A 17493-nucleotide genomic window follows, 5' to 3' on the forward strand; every position below is an offset into this window, starting at 1 on the left:
GCGGGTGCCTGAGGTGCCGCGAACTGGCGCACGTGCCACGCCCTCCGGAGCCGGCCGGCCGGGTATTACGCTCCGGGACATGAGTGATCGCGTAGTGGTGGCCGGGGCCGTGTTCGACCGGGGGCGGCTGCTCGCCGCGCGGCGTAGTGCCCCGCCCGAGCTGGCCGGCCGATGGGAACTGCCCGGCGGCAAGGTGGAGCCGGGTGAGAGCGGTGAGCAGGCACTCGTGCGCGAACTCCGCGAGGAGCTCGGCATCGAGGCGGAACCGCTGGAGCGCGTCCCCGGCCAGTGGCCGCTCAAGCCCGGCTACGTGCTCCGGGTGTGGACGGCCCGTCTGGTGTCCGGCGTGCCCGCGCCGCTGCAGGATCACGACGAGCTGCGCTGGCTCGGCCCCGATGAGGGCGACTCGGTCGACTGGCTGGAGCAGGACCGGCCCGCGGTGGCCGAAGTCGTACGGCGACTGGCTGACGGCGCACACCACTGAGCGGGGTGTTTGCGCTGCGGCGCGCACCGCAGAGCGTGCGCCCTTTCTTTCCATGCACACCCGTTCGTGCGCATGGCCTTACACCCGTACGCCCCACGTGTCGTCGCCGACCGGTATTCCGCGTTGAATATCGGGTATGTCCTGTTTAGCCCCCGCAAGCAGGATGTTCTCCGTTGCTGGTCTTGGGAAGTGATCGGCGTGATCGATACCAAAGGCGACTGCGCCATGTGGAGCTTTCCGGCTGTTCCCGGCGCCGTGCGCACGGCCCGGCACGCCGTTCACGAGGCGCTGCGCGGCTGGGGGCTGGACGCGGCCGTCGGGGATGTGGCTGTACTCCTGGTCAGCGAACTGGTGACCAACTCCATGCGCTACGCGTCGGGACCCATCGATGTGCGAGTGGTGCGGCCTCATCCCAACGGTGACGGCCTCACGGCGCATGCCGGTCTGTTGGTGGAAGTCTCCGATCCGCTTCCGGATCCGCCCACCGAACGTACGGCTGGGCCCGACGACGAGGGTGGCAGAGGACTGCAGCTCGTGGCCTGTTCCGCCAGGCGATGGGGGATCAGGTGCGGAAAGAGTGGCAAGACGGTGTGGTTCGAGCTGGCCCTGCCTGGTTAGGAGTGGGGTGGGACGAACAGCGATCACCAGAGGTCGTACAGAACCTGGCTGAAAGGGACTGAGACCGTGCTGTGATCGTGAACGCCGTGTCGGTGAGGGCCGTAGTGCTGAATACTGCGGGCAGGACCGGTCCGGTGTGTGAGCTGGAGGGGACGGTCGCGTGAGCGAAATACCTGGGACAGCGGGCGACGTCGTGTGGCAGAGCAGTCCGCCTGGCTCGATCTACGACTACATCAGGGTCGCCTCCTTCTCGATCGGCCCCGACGGCCTGATCGAGCAGTGGAGCCGCCGGGCCGCCGGTCTCTTCGGCGTTGCCGCGCATGAGGCGCTGGGCAAGGACCCGGTCGAGGCCTTCATGCCCGGTGAGCTGCGCCGTGACGGCCATCGCCGGATCGGCGAAGTGCTCGACGGCAAGGAGTGGACGGGACTCGTCCCCTTCCGTATGCCCGGCGAGGGCGCACTCCACGGTCTCGCCGAGATCTATGTGATGCCGAGTGAGACGGCGACGGGTGAACGGGCCGCGGTCTGCATCGTCGTGGACGTCCGCGCGCTGCGCGGCATCGAGACCGACCTCGCGGCCTCACAGGCGATATTCGGCCAATCTCCCTTCGGCTTCGTTCTGTTCGGTACCGACTTCACGGTGCTGCGGGCCAACCAGCGCTTCGCCACCGTCTTCGGCGGCCGGGCCGACGACCACCGCGGCCGCACCGTCCACGACTATCTCGCCGGCACGGAGGCCGACCGGCTGGCCGCCACCCTCAGCCGCGTGCTGACGACCGGTGAAGCCGTCACCGACCTCCAGCTCGTCGGCACCGCCCCGGGCGAACCGGAGCGTCGGCACTGGTCGATGAACCTCTACCGGGTGCACAGCGGATCGGGCCGCCCCATCGGCATCGCCGGAATCGCCACCGACGTCACCCGGCGCCATATCGCGGCCCGTGAGGCTGCCAGCGCCAGGCGCAACCTCGCACTGCTCAACGAGGCCAGCGCCCGCATCGGCAATTCCCTCGACCTGGAGACCACCGCCCGCGAACTCCTCGACGTCGCCGTACCGGGCTTCTGCGACCTGGCATCTGTCGACCTCTACCAATCCCTCCTCACCGGTGAGGAGGCGCCACCGGGCAGCTGGAGCTCGCTGCGTCAGGAATCGGTCGGCGGCTCCGCCGAACTACGCCGCGTCGCCTTCGCCAGCGCTGTTTCGGATGCGATGCCTGACGCGATGCCCGGCAGCGGGTCCGGCACGGTTGTCGGCCCGGGCACGGCCGCAGGCCCCGGCCATGGTCAGGGCACCGGCCCCGGCCCCGACTCCGGCCTTGGCTCTGGCACCGACTCAGGCCGTGGCTCTGGCACCGCCCACAGTGGTGATGCCTCGCTGGGGCAACCGGTCGCCGGACCGCCCGCGCTCGGAGCGGTGCACCGCTACCCGTTCAACTCGCCGTGCGCCATAGCCCTGCGCACCGGCCACGTCGAGGACGTGCCCGGCGACGACCGCGGATTCGTCCAGTCCACCTTCGCGGTGCCGATGGTCGCCCACGACACCGTGGTCGGCCTCGTGCAGTTCTCCCGCACGAAGGGCAGTGAGCCCTTCGGAGAGCGGGACCGGGCGCTGGCCACCGAACTCGCCGCCCGCGCCGCCGTCTGCATAGACAACGCCCGCCTCTACCGGCGCGAGCACGAGCGTGCCCTGATACTTCAGCGCAGCCTGCTGCCCCCCGGCGACCCCGAGGCCGCCGGCCTCGACATCGCCTGCCGCTATCTGCCGGGCAACACGGCGACCGAGGTGGGCGGCGACTGGTTCGACGTGATCGAACTTCCGGGGCACCGCACCGCCCTGGTCGTCGGTGACGTGATGGGCCGCGGACTGCGCGCCGCGGTGGCCATGGGGGAACTGCGCACCGCCGTAAGGACCCTGGCCCTCCTCGATCTGGAACCCGCCGAGGTGCTCTCCGCGCTCGATGAAGTCGCCCGAGGCCTCGGCACTCCTGGTGGCAGTACCTCCTCCGACGGGACCGGCGGCGCCCAGTGGCCCTCGCGGGCCGCGCACAAGTCCCGAGAGGCGGACCTCTCCGAGGTCTATCTGGCGACCTGTATCTACGCCGTCTACGACCCGGTCACCCGACGGTGCACCTTCGCCAATGCCGGACATCTTCCCCCTGTCGTGGTCGAGCCGGGTGAACCGGCGCTCCTGCTCGACGTCCCGCCCGGCATGCCGCTCGGTGTCGGCGGCGAGCCCTTCGAGGAAGTCGAGGTCGAACTCAAGGAGGGCGCCCTCCTCGCCCTCTACACCGATGGTCTCGTCGAGTCCCGCGACCATCCGCTGGACGAAGGACTGGAAGCGCTGCGCGGCGCCCTCGTCGAACCCGCGCCGCTCCTTGAGGACGTCTGCGACCGGGTACTGAGCACCCTCGACACCCGCCACGGCGAGGACGACATCGCCCTGCTGATGGCCCGCATCCAGGGGCTGCCGACCGAAGCCGTCGGGGACTGGCGGCTGCCGCGCGAACCCCGCTCGGTCGGCCGTGCCCGCGAGCTCGCCCGCGGTCAGCTGCTCGCCTGGGACCTCGACGACCTGGTGGACACCACCGAACTGCTCGTCAGTGAACTCGTCACCAACGCCCTGCGGTACGGCGAGGGCGAGATCAGGCTCAGGCTGCTGCGCGACCGTACTCTCGTGTGCGAGGTATGGGACGCCGGTCTCGTCCAGCCGCGGCGGCGGCGGGCACGCGATACGGATGAGGGCGGCCGCGGTCTGCAACTGGTCGGTCTGCTGAGCGCGGCCTGGGGATCGCGTCGTACACCGCGCGGCAAGACGGTCTGGTTCGAGCTGCCGCTGCCCGACGGCCGGCCCGCCGCCGAGCGCACGGTCGAGGAGCTTCTGAGCATGTTCTGATCGTCTTCATCGTTCTCATCGCTCTGACCGCGGCCCGGACGGGACTCATGAGGCCGTCTTCAGGGCCGCGAGACGCGCCTCGACCTCTGCGCTGTCCCCCAGCGTGTCCAACTGCTCGAACTGGGCATCCAGCGACGACGCGGCAAGCTCCTGCTTGCCCACCGCCTTCGCCTCCTCGCGCCGCACCTTGTCCTCGAACCGGCTGATCTCACTGGTCGGGTCGAGGACATCGATGTTCTTGACGGAGTCCATCATCTGGTTCTGCGCCTGTGCGGACTTGGCCCGCGCGACCAGCTCGTCCCGCTTGGCCTTCAGCTCCGCCAGCTTGGCCTTCATCTGATCCAGGCCGGACTTGAGTTTGTCCACCACCTCCGTCTGCGAGGCGATGGTGGGCTCCGCCGTCCTCGCCTCCTTCTCCGACTGGAGCTGCCGGCCGAGCGCGACCTTGGCCAGGTTGTCGAACTTGTCGGCATCGGCCGCCGATCCGCCCCCACGCAGCTCATCCGCCTTGCGGCTGGCGGCCAGCGCCTTCTCACCCCACTCCTTGGCGGCCTCGACATCCTCCCGGTGGTCCTGCTCCATCAGCCGCAGGTTGCCGATCGTGGCTGCCACGGCCTGTTCGGCCTCCGAGATATTGGACGTATAGTCGCGGATCAGCTGGTCCAGCATCTTCTGCGGATCCTCGGCCTGGTCGAGGAGCGCGTTGATGTTGGCCTTCGCCAGCTGGGTGACGCGTCCGAGAATGGTCTGCTTGGTCATGGCACCTCTCCTGTGTGTGTTCAGTGCTGCAAGGCCCAGAGTGCTGCTGCGCCCAGTTGCGTTGTGTGCCTGAGTTGCTTTCTTCAGTGCTGCTTACACGCGGAGCGGTCAGAACCGGCCGCCCCCGCCACGCCGCCCGCGGGTTCCCCCGCCGCCGAAACTGCCGGGCCCACCGCCCCCGCCGAACCCCCCTCCGCCCATCCCTCCTCCTCCGAATCCGCCGCCCCCGAATCCGCCTCCCCGGCCGCCGCCCAGGAGCCCGCCGAGGATGATCCCGCCGAGGACCGCACCGCCCATGCCCCCGCCCCCACTGCCCACTCCTTGTACACCGCCCGGACCATTTCGGTTCCCGTATGCCCGTACGTCCTGTTCCGCCATGCTCTGTGCCTGCCCGGCCAGCGAGTCCGCCTGGTGCGCCTCGGCCAGCGCACCCTGTGCGTCATCCGTTCCGGCCAGCTCTCCGGCCCGCTCCAGCCTTCGCTGCGCCTCCGCGAGACGGGTCCGCGCCTGGCTGCCGACCGCTCCCCGGTGGGTGCTGATGTAGTCGGCGGCGGCGCCGATCGCCGAGCGTGCGGTGAGCATCGTCTGGTCGAGGAGTGAGCGGGCCCGCTGATTGCCCTGCTCCCGCTCGCGGGCGCCGACCAGTGACTCGTCCAGCGCCGCGTCCGCCTCCTCCACCCGGCGCAGCGCGTCGATCGGGTCGTACGGACCGGCCCCCAGCTCTTCCCGCACGTCGCGGAGCACGGCTGTCGCGCGGGCGATCCGGCCCCGGAGGTCCGCCGTGGAAACCCCCTCGGTGGTGCCTTCCAGCAGCCCGCCCGCGTCGGCCAGGTCCGTCTCCGTCTCCGTGAGCGCGGCCGGCAGCTTGCCCGCAGCCTCTTCGATCTCCCCTGCGCGCCGGTCGACGGCGTCGACCAGGGTCGCCGCCTGGCCGACCGCGCCCTCGGCGGCCCGTACATATACGGCAGCGGCCGCGTTGTCTCCGCCGTCCACCGCCTGCCGGGCCTGGTTGAGCGAAGACGTGGTGAAGACGAGCCGGTCCTTGGCCTGTTCGACAGCGCCCGCGACAGGGGCCGAGGCCGACCCCGCGTAGCGACCGCGCATGGAGGTGAGGGTCGCCTCGGCCGTGGAGACCCGGCCCGCGAGCGAGCGGAACGCGGTCTCGGCCGCGGCGAGGGCCTGAGGGGCGTTGCGTTCGAGTGCACGGAGCCGGTCGAAGTCCTCGGAGACCGCGTCCAGGCGGGTGTTGGCGTCCGCGCAGCGGCTGAGGAGCTCGTCCAGCATCCGCCTCCGGGTGGCGTCGTCCTCGGGAATGGCGTCGTCGAGCTGCTGGCGCAAGCGGAACGCGGCCGTGAGTTCACCCCTGGCGTAGGCGACGGCCTCGGTGAACGGCGCTGCGGCCTCTTCTCCGAACTGGGCCGTGGCGAACCCGAGCTCCTCGTCGCTGGTGCGGACCGCGTCGTCCGTGGCGACCAGCGTCTCCTTGGCTCGGGCATCGAGCTCCGGCAGCGGAGTGGGTGGTTCCGCTGATGGGGCCCGGTCGGCGCCCCCCGGTCCCCAGCCGGTCGCGCCGGGCGTCGTGCGGGTGGCCGTGCGCCGCCGCCGGCGGGTGTACGCATAGGCGGCGGCCGCCAGGGCTGCGACCACGACGACGACCGGGAGGACCAGGTCCCCGGCGCTCGTCCCGCCGGAGTCCCCCGTGCCCGGGTCGTCGGCGCCCGGGGTGATCGTCGGCGTGGGTACGGCAGCGCCGGCCAGGACGGCGGAGTACCCGTTGGCAGCCCCGATCGCGGCGCCCGCCCAGTCGTTCTCCCTGAGGGCCGGCTCGATGGCGGTCGACGCCACATCCTGGAGCTGGGCGTCGGTGAAGCGGGAGTCCTGGTCGACCGAGTACGCGTACTGCCGGTCGTGGGTGGCGACGGCGAGCAGGACGTCATCGCGGCCGAGTCCGTTGCGGTCGGCCGTCTCGTCGGCCCAGCTCTGCGCGGAACGTCCGGAGAAGTCACGGACGTACACCACGAAGAGTTGGACGCGGCGTTTGTCGTACAGCTGGTCGAGCGCCGAGACGGCCTGGCCCTTCCGGTTCCCCAGTGCGCCGACCCTGTCGGTGATCTGCCCGTCCCGGGACAGCGTGACGGGATCGTCGGCGCGCGCGGCCGGCATGGCGGGAAGGGCCAGCCAGCACAAGGTCATCAGGGCGGCGAGCAGGGCCCGGCCCGGTATGTGGGTCCGGGTTCGACTCAGGGGCGGCGTCACGTTTGTGAGGCTATGTCCACCTCCGGTGGCCCGCGACCCGGTCCATGACGTGCCCAGCAGACCGGGAACGGCCCCGGGATCCGGTGCGTCCTGCCTCTCGTACGGGTGTGCCCGCCGAGGGGCGCGCCCCGGTGTTCGTGCAGCCGGAGTACACCGACCGAGACATACACGGGGATACGAGGGGGCGCACGTGCGTGGACGAATGGGGCGGGCGGGAGCGGCGGTACGAAAGGGGACCGGCAGGCTCTTCGGGACCTGGCCGAGGCGGATCGCGCTGGGGCTGGTCCTGGTGCTCGTGGTGCCGGTCCTCACCGCGGGCGTCGCCCTGCGGCTCAACTTCACCGGCGACCCCGGCGACGGCACCCGGACCCGGGGCCGCGACGCCATCTGGCTGGGGCACGCCTGGGTCGACGGCCGGAAGAAGGACGCCGACCTCGCCGCGTTCGCCGCCCGGATCAAGGGGACGGGCATCAAGGACCTGTACGTCCACGCCGGGCCCCTGGAGCACGACGGCACGCTGCCCGCCTCCCGCTATCGCCGGGCGCACTGGCTGATCGAGGCCGTGCACCGCGCCACGCCCGGCATCCGGGTCCAGGCCTGGCTCGGCGACAGACTCGCGTCCGAGGGCGACGAGGGGCTGCACCTGGAGCGCGCCGCGTCGCGCGACGCGATCGTCGGATCGGCGCGGCAGATCCTGGACGCCGGTTTCGACGGTGTGCACTTCGACCTGGAACCGCTGCACTCCGGCGACGCCCACTACCTCTGGCTCCTGGACGACCTGCGCGCCCTCACCCGGGCGCGCGCGGTGCCGTTGTCCGTGGCGGCCCACCAGATCGACCCGCTGCCCGCCGCGCAGACCGTTCTCGGCGCGCTCTCCGGCCGTGGCAAGTGGTGGTCGCAGAAGTACTTCGGTCAGGTGGCCCGCAGGGTCGACCAGATCGCCGTCATGTCGTACGACACCTGGATGCCGCTGGAGGGCCTGTTCGGCGGGTACGTCGCCGAGCAGACCTCGCTGGCCCTCGAAGTGACGCCGCGCGACACCGACCTGCTGATGGGGCTGCCGTTCTTCCACGAGGACGACCTGGGGCACCACGCGTCGGCGGAGACGGTCGCGGCCGCGGTCCGCGGCACCAGACTGGGGCTGGGGCGCACGGACCGCGGCCGGGAACGGTTCGGGGTCGCGCTCTACGTCGACTTCGCCGCACAGGACGGCGACTGGGCGGCGTACCGGGAGGGCTGGCACTGACCTGCCCGCCGACGGTCGGCCGCCGGGCTCAGATGCTGAAGCGCTCCTTGGCGAGCAGCGGCCGTACCCGGGAACGGAACCCTCCGGTGCGGAACGGCTGCTGCAGTAGCCCCGGGCGGATCGCCTGGGCCAGTGCCGCGGCGATCATGCCCTGGTCGAGGGCGAGCTGGTAGTCACTGACCCGTCCGGTGGAGACGTTGACGGAGTCCCGGAACCCGTAGCCATCGTGATAGGCGCCGAAATCGCGGTCCAGGGCCCGAAGGTTCGCCACCGCCTCGGCAGGTGCGTAGGGCAGGGCGAGGAATGAGGCATGCGGGGTGACGACACCGTTGGTGAACGCAGACGGGGGCGGCAGCGGCTCGCCGTCCGTGGTGTAGGTGCGGTCCGTGTTGGAGGCGTAGCCGTCGAGCTGCATGCCGAGGGCGTCCACCCCGTACTCCTGGTATCCGCCCTCGGGAATGTTGGCGGGGGAGAAGCCCCAGTACCCGTACTCCGCCTCTGACGTGCCGTGCTCGATCTGGCTCCGCACGTACCGCTGATGGGTGCGCCCCCACGACTTCGGTGACCATTCCGGCTCCGGCACGAACAGCGGAACCATCAGCGCCTCGAACATCGACCCGCCCCAGGTGGGGACGAGCTTGCGGCCGCCGTGCGTGTAGTGACCCTGCCAGACGCGGATACCGTCCATCGCCACGTAGCTGCCCTGCGGCTGTTGCTCCTGCTCATTGCCGGGAAGCATGGTGCGCAGCAGATGCCAGTAGTGGTCGGCGGGCAGAGTTCCGTCCGCGATGCCCAGGTAGCTGGCCATCCGGGGCTCGGTGTTGAGCGCGCCGTAGTGGTGGCCTGTGGGTTCCCCGGTGTCGGTCCAGAAGCCACCGCGCAACTGGCCGGGCCCGGCGACCGGGTCGGCCGGATCGAAGGGGGTGTAGTAGTAGGACCAGTCGGCCTCCGCCAGGATGCGGCCGATGCGGGGCCGCAGCGCGGGAGCGGCATCCGCGGCGATGCGCAGACCGGTGATCAGCCAGGCGTTGTCGACGGAGGAGAGGAACGGACGGACGGGGTCACCGGTACCGGGCCACTCGGTCAGTACCGAACCGTCGTGTGCGTCGTACCAGTTGAGCCAGAAGCCGTGATGACGCTCCAGCTTCTCCACGGACCGGACCGTGCGCTCCAGCCTGCGCCGCATCGTGGCGTCGCTGATCACCCTGAGCCCGCCGGCGGCGACGGTCGACCACAGGCCGCAGCCGATGTTGGTGGGCGAGGTCTGGTGCGACTGAACGGGACCGCCCGGACCGCTCACGTCGATCTTGTCGACGGCGAGTCCCAGACCGGTCGTCATTGCCTCGATCGAGTGATACGTATCGCGGAACCAGCGCAGCAGCAGCGGTGTATCAAAGGCATGAACAAGATGAGAGGCGTCCGCCGAAGGCGCGGACCGAGCGGTGGGAACGGCATGCGCCGTGGATACGGACACGGCCCCGAGGGACAGAGCGGCAGCCCCGGTCCCGGTGGTGGTGAGAAACGTGCGACGGTCCATGAAGGTCCAGCTCCCGTTGGCAGAAGGGGGATGGGGGATTTTCGTGGCGTGCTCGATGCGGCGGTGAAGCGCCGCCCGGGGGTGGTGCTGCGCCTGTGGCGCTGTTTACGGGTGTGGCTTCCGGTGTGTCCCGTGCTGTGGGGCTGGGGCCACGCCGGGAATACCGGTGCGGGGTCCGGCGGCCGTCAGGTGACGCCGGACCCCGCACGGTGGGGAGCCGTCAGGAGGCTCCCGGTCAGAGGACCGACGTCAGTCGGCGATGCGCGGCAGCGTGCGGGTGCGGCCCATCTCGCCCAGCCAGGCGGCGGACGGCTTCGGCAGCCGCTCGAAGGTCTCCGGGTTCCAGCCGATGAGGCCGAAGGTCGGCGCGTAGGAGCCCCACTCGTAGTTGTCCAGGGCGCTCCACGCGAGGTAGCCCTCGACGCGCAGTCCGTCCTGGATTGCGGACGCGACCTCGTTCAAAGCGCCGGTGTAGTAGTCGATCCGGCGGCTGTCCTTGTCGGTCGCGATGCCGTTCTCGGTCACGATCAGAGGCATGTCGCGGCCGACGACCTCTGCGGTGTGGCGCAGCGCGTGGCCCACGGCGGAGGGGTAGTACTCCCACTGCGTGAGGGTGCGCTCCACGTCGTCGGCGGTGGGGATCGGCCCGTCCGTGCCGATCTTGGTCCGGGTGTAGGACTGCACCCCGATCCAGTCGTCGCCGCGGGCGGCCTCGATGAAGATGTCCTCACGGGGGTGGCGGTAGGCCGCGGTGATCTCTTCGGCGCCGGGCAGGGCCTGGTAGACCTGGTTGGCGATGGTCCAGCCGACCTGGATGTCGGCGTTGATCGCCTTGACCTCCTTGACGGCCGCGTGGTGGGCGGCGATGACGGCCTGGGTGGTCTCGTCGTCGGGGGTCGGCAGACCGGCGGGCGGGAAGCCGATGTCGCCGCGCTTGGCCTGGCCCGCCATCACGGCGATCATGTTCGGCTCGTTGATGGTGCAGACGTGGCTGACACCCTCGCTGATCACGGGCGCGCAGGCGGCGACGTAGCGGGCGAACAGCTCCGTCGCGCCCTCGGCGGTGAAGCCGCCGCGTGCCTCGAACCACTGCGGCACGGTGAAGTGGTGCAGGGTGATCATGGGGCGCAGTCCGCGCTCGATGGCGCCCTCGACCATACGGCGGTAGTGGGCGATCTCGGCTCGGGAGAACTGCCCCTCGGCGGGCTCGATACGGGCCCACTCGATGGAGAACCGGTAGTCGGTGAAGCCCAGTCCGGCCAGGACGTCCATGTCGTCGTGCCAGCGGTGGTAGCTGTCGCAGGCGTCCAGGCTGGGCTCCTGGATGTGGGTGCCCGCGGTGTGCTCCTTGACCCACCAGTCGCTGTTGGTGTTGTTGCCCTCGATCTGGTGGGCGGCCGTGGAGGCACCCCACAGGAAGCCTTCGGGGAACGGGACCTGGGTGTGAGTCATCGCAAACTGTCTTTCTGGTGCGGTGAGGGGAGCGGCCGGCAGGTGTGCGGGTGCGGGCCACTTACGTATGGGAGGGGCGACCGGGGGCGGGTCAGGGCCGCCCCCGGGAGCGGACTACTTCATGCCCGCGGTGGCGATGCCCTGCGTGAAGTGCCGCTGGAGCGCGATGAACACGACCAGGACCGGCAGCACGATCAGGAAGGAGCCGGCCATCAGCATGCCGTTGGAGCCACCCGCCTTGTTCGGGTCGGTGGCGAAGGTGGCCAGCGCGACCGGAAGGGTGTATTTGTCGGGATCGTTCGTCGCGATGAGCGGCCAGACGAAGTTGTTCCAGGAACCGAGGAACGTGAAGATCGACAGCGTCGCCAGCGCGGGCTTCACCAGCGGCATCACGATGCGCCAGAAGATGTACCACTCGCCGGCGCCGTCCATCCGGGCCGCTTCCAGCAGTTCGTCCGGGATCGACTGCATGAACTGCCGCATCAGGAAGACTCCGAAGGCCCCGGCTGCGAACGGCAGGACCAGCCCGGCGTACGAGTCGATCAGCTGCAGCTTGCTCATCAGGACGAAGAGCGGCAGCAGCATCAGGTTGCCGGGCACCATGAGGGCACCGAGAACCAGACCGAAGATCTTGTTGCGGCCCGCGAACTTCAGCTTGGCCAGGGCGTAGCCGAGCATCGAGCAGAAGACCAGGTTCGAGACGGTGACCAGCACCGCCACGATCACCGAGTTCATGAAGTACAGCGGCAGATCGAGCTTGTCGAGCAGGTCCCGGAAGTTGTCCAGGGTCCATTCGGTCGGGATCCAGACCGGCGGGCTCGCGGTCAGTTCGCTGGTCGTCTTGAACGAGGACAGAGCCATCCACAGGAACGGCGCCGACATGATCAGCAGACCGAGCGACAGCAGGACGTAGACGAAGATCCGCTTCGGGGACCTCGGCTCCCTGCCGCTTGCCTTCCGCTCGGCCTTCCCGGGCTTCTTCGACGGCGCCGTCGAGACGGCGCCCGGTGCATTGGTGGCGCTCATTTCGTGTTGTCCTTCAGCAGTCGGAGCTGCAGCACCGTGATGCCCATGATCACTACGAAGAGGACATACGCCATGGCGCTCGCATAGCCCATGTGGAAGAAGTTGAAGCCCTCGCGGTACATGTTCAGCGAGACGGTGAGCGTCGAGTCCGACGGCCCGCCCTGCGTCATCACGAAGGGCTCCTCGAAGACGTTGAGGTAGCCGATCGTGGTGATCACGGTGGCGTAGAGCATCGTGGGCCGCAGAAGCGGGATGGTGATGCCCCTGAACTCCTGCCAGATGCTGGCACCGTCCAGCCGCGCGGCTTCCCGTACCTCGGTGGGAATGGCCTGCAGACCTGCGATGAAGAGCACCATGACCGTGCCGACGTTGCGCCAGACCGCCATCGCGATCATCGACGGCATGGCGAGCTTCTCCGAGCCGAGGAAGTCCGGAGCGGTGAGGCCCACTTCGGAGAAGAGGCCCGCGACGAGACCGTCGCTCGGATCGAGCACGAAGCGCCAGACGACGGCGACGGCGACGATGGTGGTGACGACCGGGGCGTAGAAGCCGACGCGGAAGAAGGTCCGGGCCCGGTCGATGCCGTTGTTCAGCAGTACGGCGACGATCAGTCCGAGGAAGATCGTCAGCGGGACGCCGATGACCACGAAGTACGCCGTGTTGAACAGCGACTTGAGGAACTTCTCGTCACTGAACAGCTTGGTGTAGTTCTCGAATCCGATGAAGTTCGCGTCCAGCGGGTGCGTCACGTTGCGCAGCCCGAAGTCCGTGAAGCTCATCACCAGGGTGGCGATGATCGGGACGGCCATGAAGACGAGGAAGAGAACGAGGAAGGGAGTGGAGAACAGCCAGCCGGCCATGTTCTGCATACCCAGCGAGGGCTTCCTGCGGCTTCGCGAACCCTTGGGCCCGGCGGCCGGGGACTTCACAGTCCCCGGTCCGGCCTGCACCTTGGCCGACTCTGCGGCCTTTCCGGTCGTGGTGCTCATGGCTCCTACTTCACGAGGCCTTCGATCTGGGACTGCGCCGTCTTCAGCGCGTCCTCGGCGGACGCCTTGCCCTGGGTCACCTTCGCGATGGCCTGGTCGACCTTGTCGGTGACCTCGGTCCAGTTGGACAGCGACGGGGAGGACTTGGCGGTGTCCATCTGCTTCTTGAAGATCTGCAGATCGGCGTCGTTGGCGAGGTCACCGGAGGTCCAGGCGGCGGTGTTGGCCGGCAGGTCCTTGGTGCGCTTGTACCAGTCGGCCTGGCCCTTGGTGTCCGTCAGGTACTTGATGAACTGGGTGGCGGCGGCCTTGTGCTCGCTGTCCTTGGAGATCACCAGGGAGGAGCCACCGGCCATCGAGACGGAGGACTTGTCGGTGGGGACGTTGGCCACCGCCCACTTGCCCTTGAGCTGCGGCTGGCCCTCGTTCAGCAGGGTGACGTGCCAGGGGCCGCCGAAGAACATCGGGACGCGGCCGTTGCCGAAGTCCTTCACCACGTCGTAGCCGGGCTGCACGGACTTGTTGGAGAGCCCCTTGGAGAAGTACGAGCCGTACTCCTTGAGCGCCTTCACGGCCGCGGGGCTGTCGATGACGACATCGCCCTTGTCGTTGACTATCTCGCCGCCGGCCGAGTACAGGAAGGAGTAGAAGTTCTGCACCGTGTCCAGTCCGCTGGGCTGGATGGAGAGGCCCCACTTGGTGCCCGCCTTCTTCTGGTAGGCGGTGGCGAGGTCCTGCATCTCCTTCCAGTTGGTCGGAGCCTTGGTGATGCCGGCCTTCTCGGCCAGGTCGGTGCGGTAGTAGAGGACGCGGGTGTCGACGTACCACGGCACGCCGTACGCCTGGCCGTCCACCTCGCCCTGCTTCCAGCCGGCCGGGAAGAAGTCCTTCTCCTGGAAGGTCTTGGTGTCGACCGGCTCCAGGACACCGAGCTCGGAGAACTCGCCCATGTAACTGCCGCCCATCTGCGCCACGTCCGGCATGCTGCCGGCGGCGGCCGCGGAGACCAGCTTCTGGTGGGCGACGTCCCAGCCGACCGGGGTCACCTTCACGGTGACGTTCGGGTTGGCCTTCTCGTAGACCTTGGCCACATCCGCGAGCTTCTCGCCCTCGGCCCCCATGGCCCAGACAGTGAGTGTCTGCTTCTTGTCCGCGGCGACATCGTCGCCACCGGAGCTGCCGCACGCGGTCAGACCGAGAGCGAGCACGACGGCGATACCGATACCGGTGGAGGCGGTTCTGGCGATGCGGGGCATGGAGGGCTCCTCCTTGAGCAATCCGAATGTATGCGCTGCCTGTAAGCGCATACATCACTCTGCGGCAGAGATTCAGGAATCCGCAAGAGGGTGCTAGGTCACACTCGTGCAACGTATTGGACATCTGAATGTTCAACTTGGAACGGTAAGTGTGCTGTTTGTGAAAAAGGGAGCGATGTGACCGATTACGCACGATTGAGAAGTGTGGTCATCTGCGGCCCGGATCGCACCGGGCAGGAGGCGATATTGTCGTGACCATGCCTTCATTCGTCCATGAATTCCCTTTTGACCCGTCGTACGGGCGCACGCTCGATGACCTGCTGGCCATCCCCGCGCCCCCCGCGCCGGACGACTTCGCAGATTTCTGGCGAGCCCGGCACGAGGCGGCGCGCGGGGTCGCCACGGCGCCGGAGATCGGGCCGCTGGAGAGCGAACGCGACGGTGTCCGGATCCACGGAGTGACGTTCACCTCGGTCGGCGGGGTGCGTCTGGGGGGCTGGCTCGCACTGCCGGCGGACGGGCCGGTGCGCCACGGGTTCGTCATCGGCCACGGATACGGCGGCCGGCAGGAGCCGGGGCCCGATGTGCCGCTGCCCCTGCCCGGGTCGGCCGCGATCCTGCCCTGTGTGCGGGGCATGGGGACGCGCGGTCTCGTGGCGGGCGTCCCGGACGTCTCCGGCGCGCATGTGCTGCACGGCATCGAGTCGCGCGAGACGTATGTGATCGGTGACTGCGTTGCGGACCTGTGGTGTGCGGCCTCAGCGCTGCGGGAGCTGGTCCCCGAGCTGACGGGGGCGGGTCCGCTCGGCTACCTCGGGGAGAGCTTCGGCGGAGGCCTCGGCGCACTGGCCCTGCCGTGGGACGACCGCTTCGGGGCCGCGCAGCTGACGGTCCCCACCTTCGGGAACCACCCCCTGCGGCTCACGCTGCCGTGCGCGGGGAGCGGGGAGTCGGTCCGGGGGTATCACCGGGAGCATCCCGAGGTCACCGAGGTGCTCAGCTACTTCGACGCCGCGACGGCTGCGGGGTTCCTGCGGCAGCCGACGCTGGTGGCAGCGGCCCTGTTCGACCCGTCCGTGCCGCCGCCGGGGCAGTTCGCGGTGTACAACGCGCTGGCGGGGGAGCGGGAGCTGCTGGTGCTCGGCGCGGGGCACTTCGAGCATCCGGGGCTGGCCGACGAGACGGCCGCGCTCAGTGCGGACCGCACGCGGTTCTTCGGTGAGTGGCTGGGGCGGTGACAGGCGTGCGCGTTAGGCGAGGGGGCCCTGCGCGTGAGGTGTCACGAGCCCCGGGCCGGTCAGCCGCAGCCGCAGCTCCTGCGGCGGATCGGGGCGACCGGGAGGGTGAGCGAGACCGGTTCGCGGCTCGCGTTGTTCAGCCGCTGTACCAGCAACTCGACTGCCTGCTCGCCGAGTTGCCGGATCGGCTGGCGCACCGTCGTCAACGGCGGCTGGACGATCCGGCTGAGCGGGATGCCGTCGAAGCCGGTCACCGCCATGTCCTCGGGCACCCGCACGCCGCGTCTGGCCAGTGCGCGCAGGGCGCCCACCGCCATCTGGTCGTTGGCGAAGAGCATCGCCTCCGGCCGCTGCCCGCCCGCGTCCAGCAGCTGTTCCGCGGCCCCCGCGCCCTCGGCCTGCGTCATCATCGTCGTCCGTACGCCCGGCGCGTCCGGCACCGGGATCCCGGCGTCCCGGCACGCCTGCTGGAAGCCGCGGAACCGTGCCTCGGCGTCCGGTGAGTCGGTGTCGCCGGCGATGAAGGCGAGCCGGCGCAGTCCGTGGTCCTCGATCAGGTGGCGCGTCAGTTCGCGTTCGCCGTCGGTGTTGGCGACGACGATGTGGTCGAGGTGGTCGATCTCGCGGGGGCCGGCGAGCATCACGACCGGCAGCCGGCGCGATATCACCTCCAGGTCCTCGGTCGGCACGGTCTGCGCCAGTACGGCGAAGCCGTCGACCCGTCCGGCGACCTTCGCGACCAGGCTCTCCGGTCCGCCCTCCAGTGATGCCGCGATCAGCAGGGCGTACCCGTGCCGCCGCGCGGCCCGCTCCATGCCGCGGATGATCTGGTCGGAGTAGAGCATCACCGCGTCGTCGGCGTCGCTGTCCGCCTCGGCGTCTGCCTCGGCGTCCGGGTCGGCGTAGTCGGGGAAGCAGAGCCCGAGCACACCGGTGGTGCGGCTGGCCAGGCCCCGGGCGTTCCCGCTCGGTACGTAGCCGAGCTCGCGCGCCGCCTCCAGGACCCGCTCGCGGGTCTGGGCGCGCACCGAATCGGGGGTGCGGTAGACCCGTGAAACCGTGGCAATGGAGACGCCCGACCGCTCGGCGACGTCGTACACCGTTGGGGCGCTCACTCGACCGTCCGTCCGCTTCTTCTTCGGTGCCGACACATGTCGGCATACGCCTTTGAAAGCGCATTCACCCTAGATCGCGGGGCCGGACAGGAGCAAGGCCATCCGATAATCGACAGGCTACCTTGCAAGATGGCCTGTACATCTTTACGGTGGGCGCATGACGCAACCGCCCGCACCCCCTCCCGTCGACCCCACGGCCGAGCAGGTCGGACACGACCTCGCGGGCGTGGTCGGCAGGCTGCTGCGGCGGCTGCGTTCCTCGTCGTCCGAGAGCCTGCTCACGCCGACCCAGCGCTCGGTGCTGGCCCGGCTGGAGGACGGTGGTCCGGCCACCACGGCCGCACTGGCCCGCGCCGAGTTCGTACGCCCGCAGTCGATGAGGCTCACCCTGGGCGCGCTGGAGGAGCAGGGGCTCGTCGAGCGGGCGCCCGATCCGGACGACGGGCGCAAGTCGGTCATGTCGATCACCGGTGACGGACGCACGACGCTCGCCCAGGTCCGGGTCGCCAAGCGCAACTGGCTCGCCGAGGCCATCGCCGCCGAACTCGACGGGGCCGAGCGCCGCACCTTGGCCGAGGCGACGGTTCTCCTCGACCGCCTGGTCGGTTCATGACCGGCCGCGACCCC

The 17493-nt window shown here is 69.7% G+C and carries 14 protein-coding genes; 6 read left to right on the forward strand and 8 right to left on the reverse strand.

Translation table 11 applies throughout. The features are described 5' to 3' along the window. The first annotated feature begins 79 nt into the window (after positions 1-79). The 3 genes from OG892_RS26435 (at position 80) to OG892_RS26445 (ending at position 3992) form a co-directional block, all read left to right on the forward strand. A complete protein-coding gene (locus OG892_RS26435) occupies positions 80-484 on the forward strand; it encodes a (deoxy)nucleoside triphosphate pyrophosphohydrolase (protein WP_328865551.1) in 405 nt (134 codons plus the stop codon). 189 nt (positions 485-673) lie between these two features. After that, positions 674-1102, forward strand: coding sequence for an ATP-binding protein (locus OG892_RS26440; RefSeq protein ID WP_073736658.1), 429 nt, complete (start codon positions 674-676; stop codon positions 1100-1102). Positions 1103-1295: 193 nt separating this feature from the next. Beyond that, entirely contained in the window at positions 1296-3992 is a 2697-nt protein-coding gene (locus OG892_RS26445; protein ID WP_328868369.1) for a SpoIIE family protein phosphatase, read from the forward strand. A gap of 45 nt (positions 3993-4037) precedes the next feature. Here OG892_RS26445 and OG892_RS26450 read toward each other — a convergent pair whose 3' ends face one another. After that, complete coding sequence (locus tag OG892_RS26450; protein WP_328865549.1) at positions 4038-4751, reverse strand: PspA/IM30 family protein; 714 nt, start codon at positions 4749-4751, stop codon at positions 4038-4040. A gap of 108 nt (positions 4752-4859) precedes the next feature. Beyond that, complete coding sequence (locus tag OG892_RS26455) at positions 4860-6944, reverse strand: TPM domain-containing protein (RefSeq protein WP_371631690.1); 2085 nt, start codon at positions 6942-6944, stop codon at positions 4860-4862. Between the two features lie 265 nt (positions 6945-7209). Here OG892_RS26455 and OG892_RS26460 point away from each other — a divergent pair, with 265 nt between their 5' ends. Then, positions 7210-8253 (forward strand): hypothetical protein, encoded by a 1044-nt coding sequence (locus OG892_RS26460; RefSeq protein ID WP_371631691.1) that lies wholly within the window; start codon positions 7210-7212, stop codon positions 8251-8253. Between the two features lie 28 nt (positions 8254-8281). Here the strand turns inward: OG892_RS26460 and OG892_RS26465 are convergent, their stop codons facing one another. From OG892_RS26465 to OG892_RS26485, 5 genes are all read right to left on the reverse strand, one after another. Next, entirely contained in the window at positions 8282-9790 is a 1509-nt protein-coding gene (locus OG892_RS26465) for a glucoamylase family protein (protein WP_371630459.1), read from the reverse strand. 249 nt (positions 9791-10039) lie between these two features. Then, positions 10040-11242 carry a glycoside hydrolase family 1 protein gene (locus OG892_RS26470; RefSeq protein WP_073736654.1) on the reverse strand — a complete coding sequence of 401 codons (1203 nt, stop codon included), beginning with the start codon at positions 11240-11242 and terminating at the stop codon, positions 10040-10042. Positions 11243-11356: 114 nt separating this feature from the next. Continuing rightward, positions 11357-12268 (reverse strand): carbohydrate ABC transporter permease, encoded by a 912-nt coding sequence (locus OG892_RS26475; RefSeq protein WP_073736653.1) that lies wholly within the window; start codon positions 12266-12268, stop codon positions 11357-11359. Then, positions 12265-13257, reverse strand: a complete 993-nt coding sequence (locus OG892_RS26480) for a sugar ABC transporter permease (protein WP_327338840.1) — start codon at positions 13255-13257, stop codon at positions 12265-12267. The genes OG892_RS26475 and OG892_RS26480 overlap by 4 nt, the downstream gene beginning before the upstream one ends. Positions 13258-13262: 5 nt before the next feature. Beyond that, on the reverse strand, positions 13263-14513 hold the full coding sequence (locus OG892_RS26485) for a sugar ABC transporter substrate-binding protein (RefSeq protein WP_371630460.1): 1251 nt from the start codon (positions 14511-14513) through the stop codon (positions 13263-13265). 257 nt (positions 14514-14770) lie between these two features. On the opposite strand from OG892_RS26485, the gene OG892_RS26490 reads away from it, so the two are divergent. Beyond that, complete coding sequence (locus OG892_RS26490; protein WP_371631692.1) at positions 14771-15751, forward strand: acetylxylan esterase; 981 nt, start codon at positions 14771-14773, stop codon at positions 15749-15751. Between the two features lie 59 nt (positions 15752-15810). Here the strand turns inward: OG892_RS26490 and OG892_RS26495 are convergent, their stop codons facing one another. Continuing rightward, the gene (locus OG892_RS26495; protein WP_073736650.1) at positions 15811-16866 is read right to left on the reverse strand and encodes a LacI family DNA-binding transcriptional regulator; all 1056 of its coding nucleotides are present in this window, start codon (positions 16864-16866) and stop codon (positions 15811-15813) included. Between the two features lie 157 nt (positions 16867-17023). Between OG892_RS26495 and OG892_RS26500 the strand changes: the two genes are divergently transcribed. Then, the gene (locus OG892_RS26500; RefSeq protein ID WP_073736649.1) at positions 17024-17479 is read left to right on the forward strand and encodes a MarR family winged helix-turn-helix transcriptional regulator; all 456 of its coding nucleotides are present in this window, start codon (positions 17024-17026) and stop codon (positions 17477-17479) included. Positions 17480-17493 lie beyond the last annotated feature (14 nt).

The sequence above is a fragment of the Streptomyces sp. NBC_00341 genome (genome assembly GCF_041435055.1).
GTDB lineage: Bacteria > Actinomycetota > Actinomycetes > Streptomycetales > Streptomycetaceae > Streptomyces.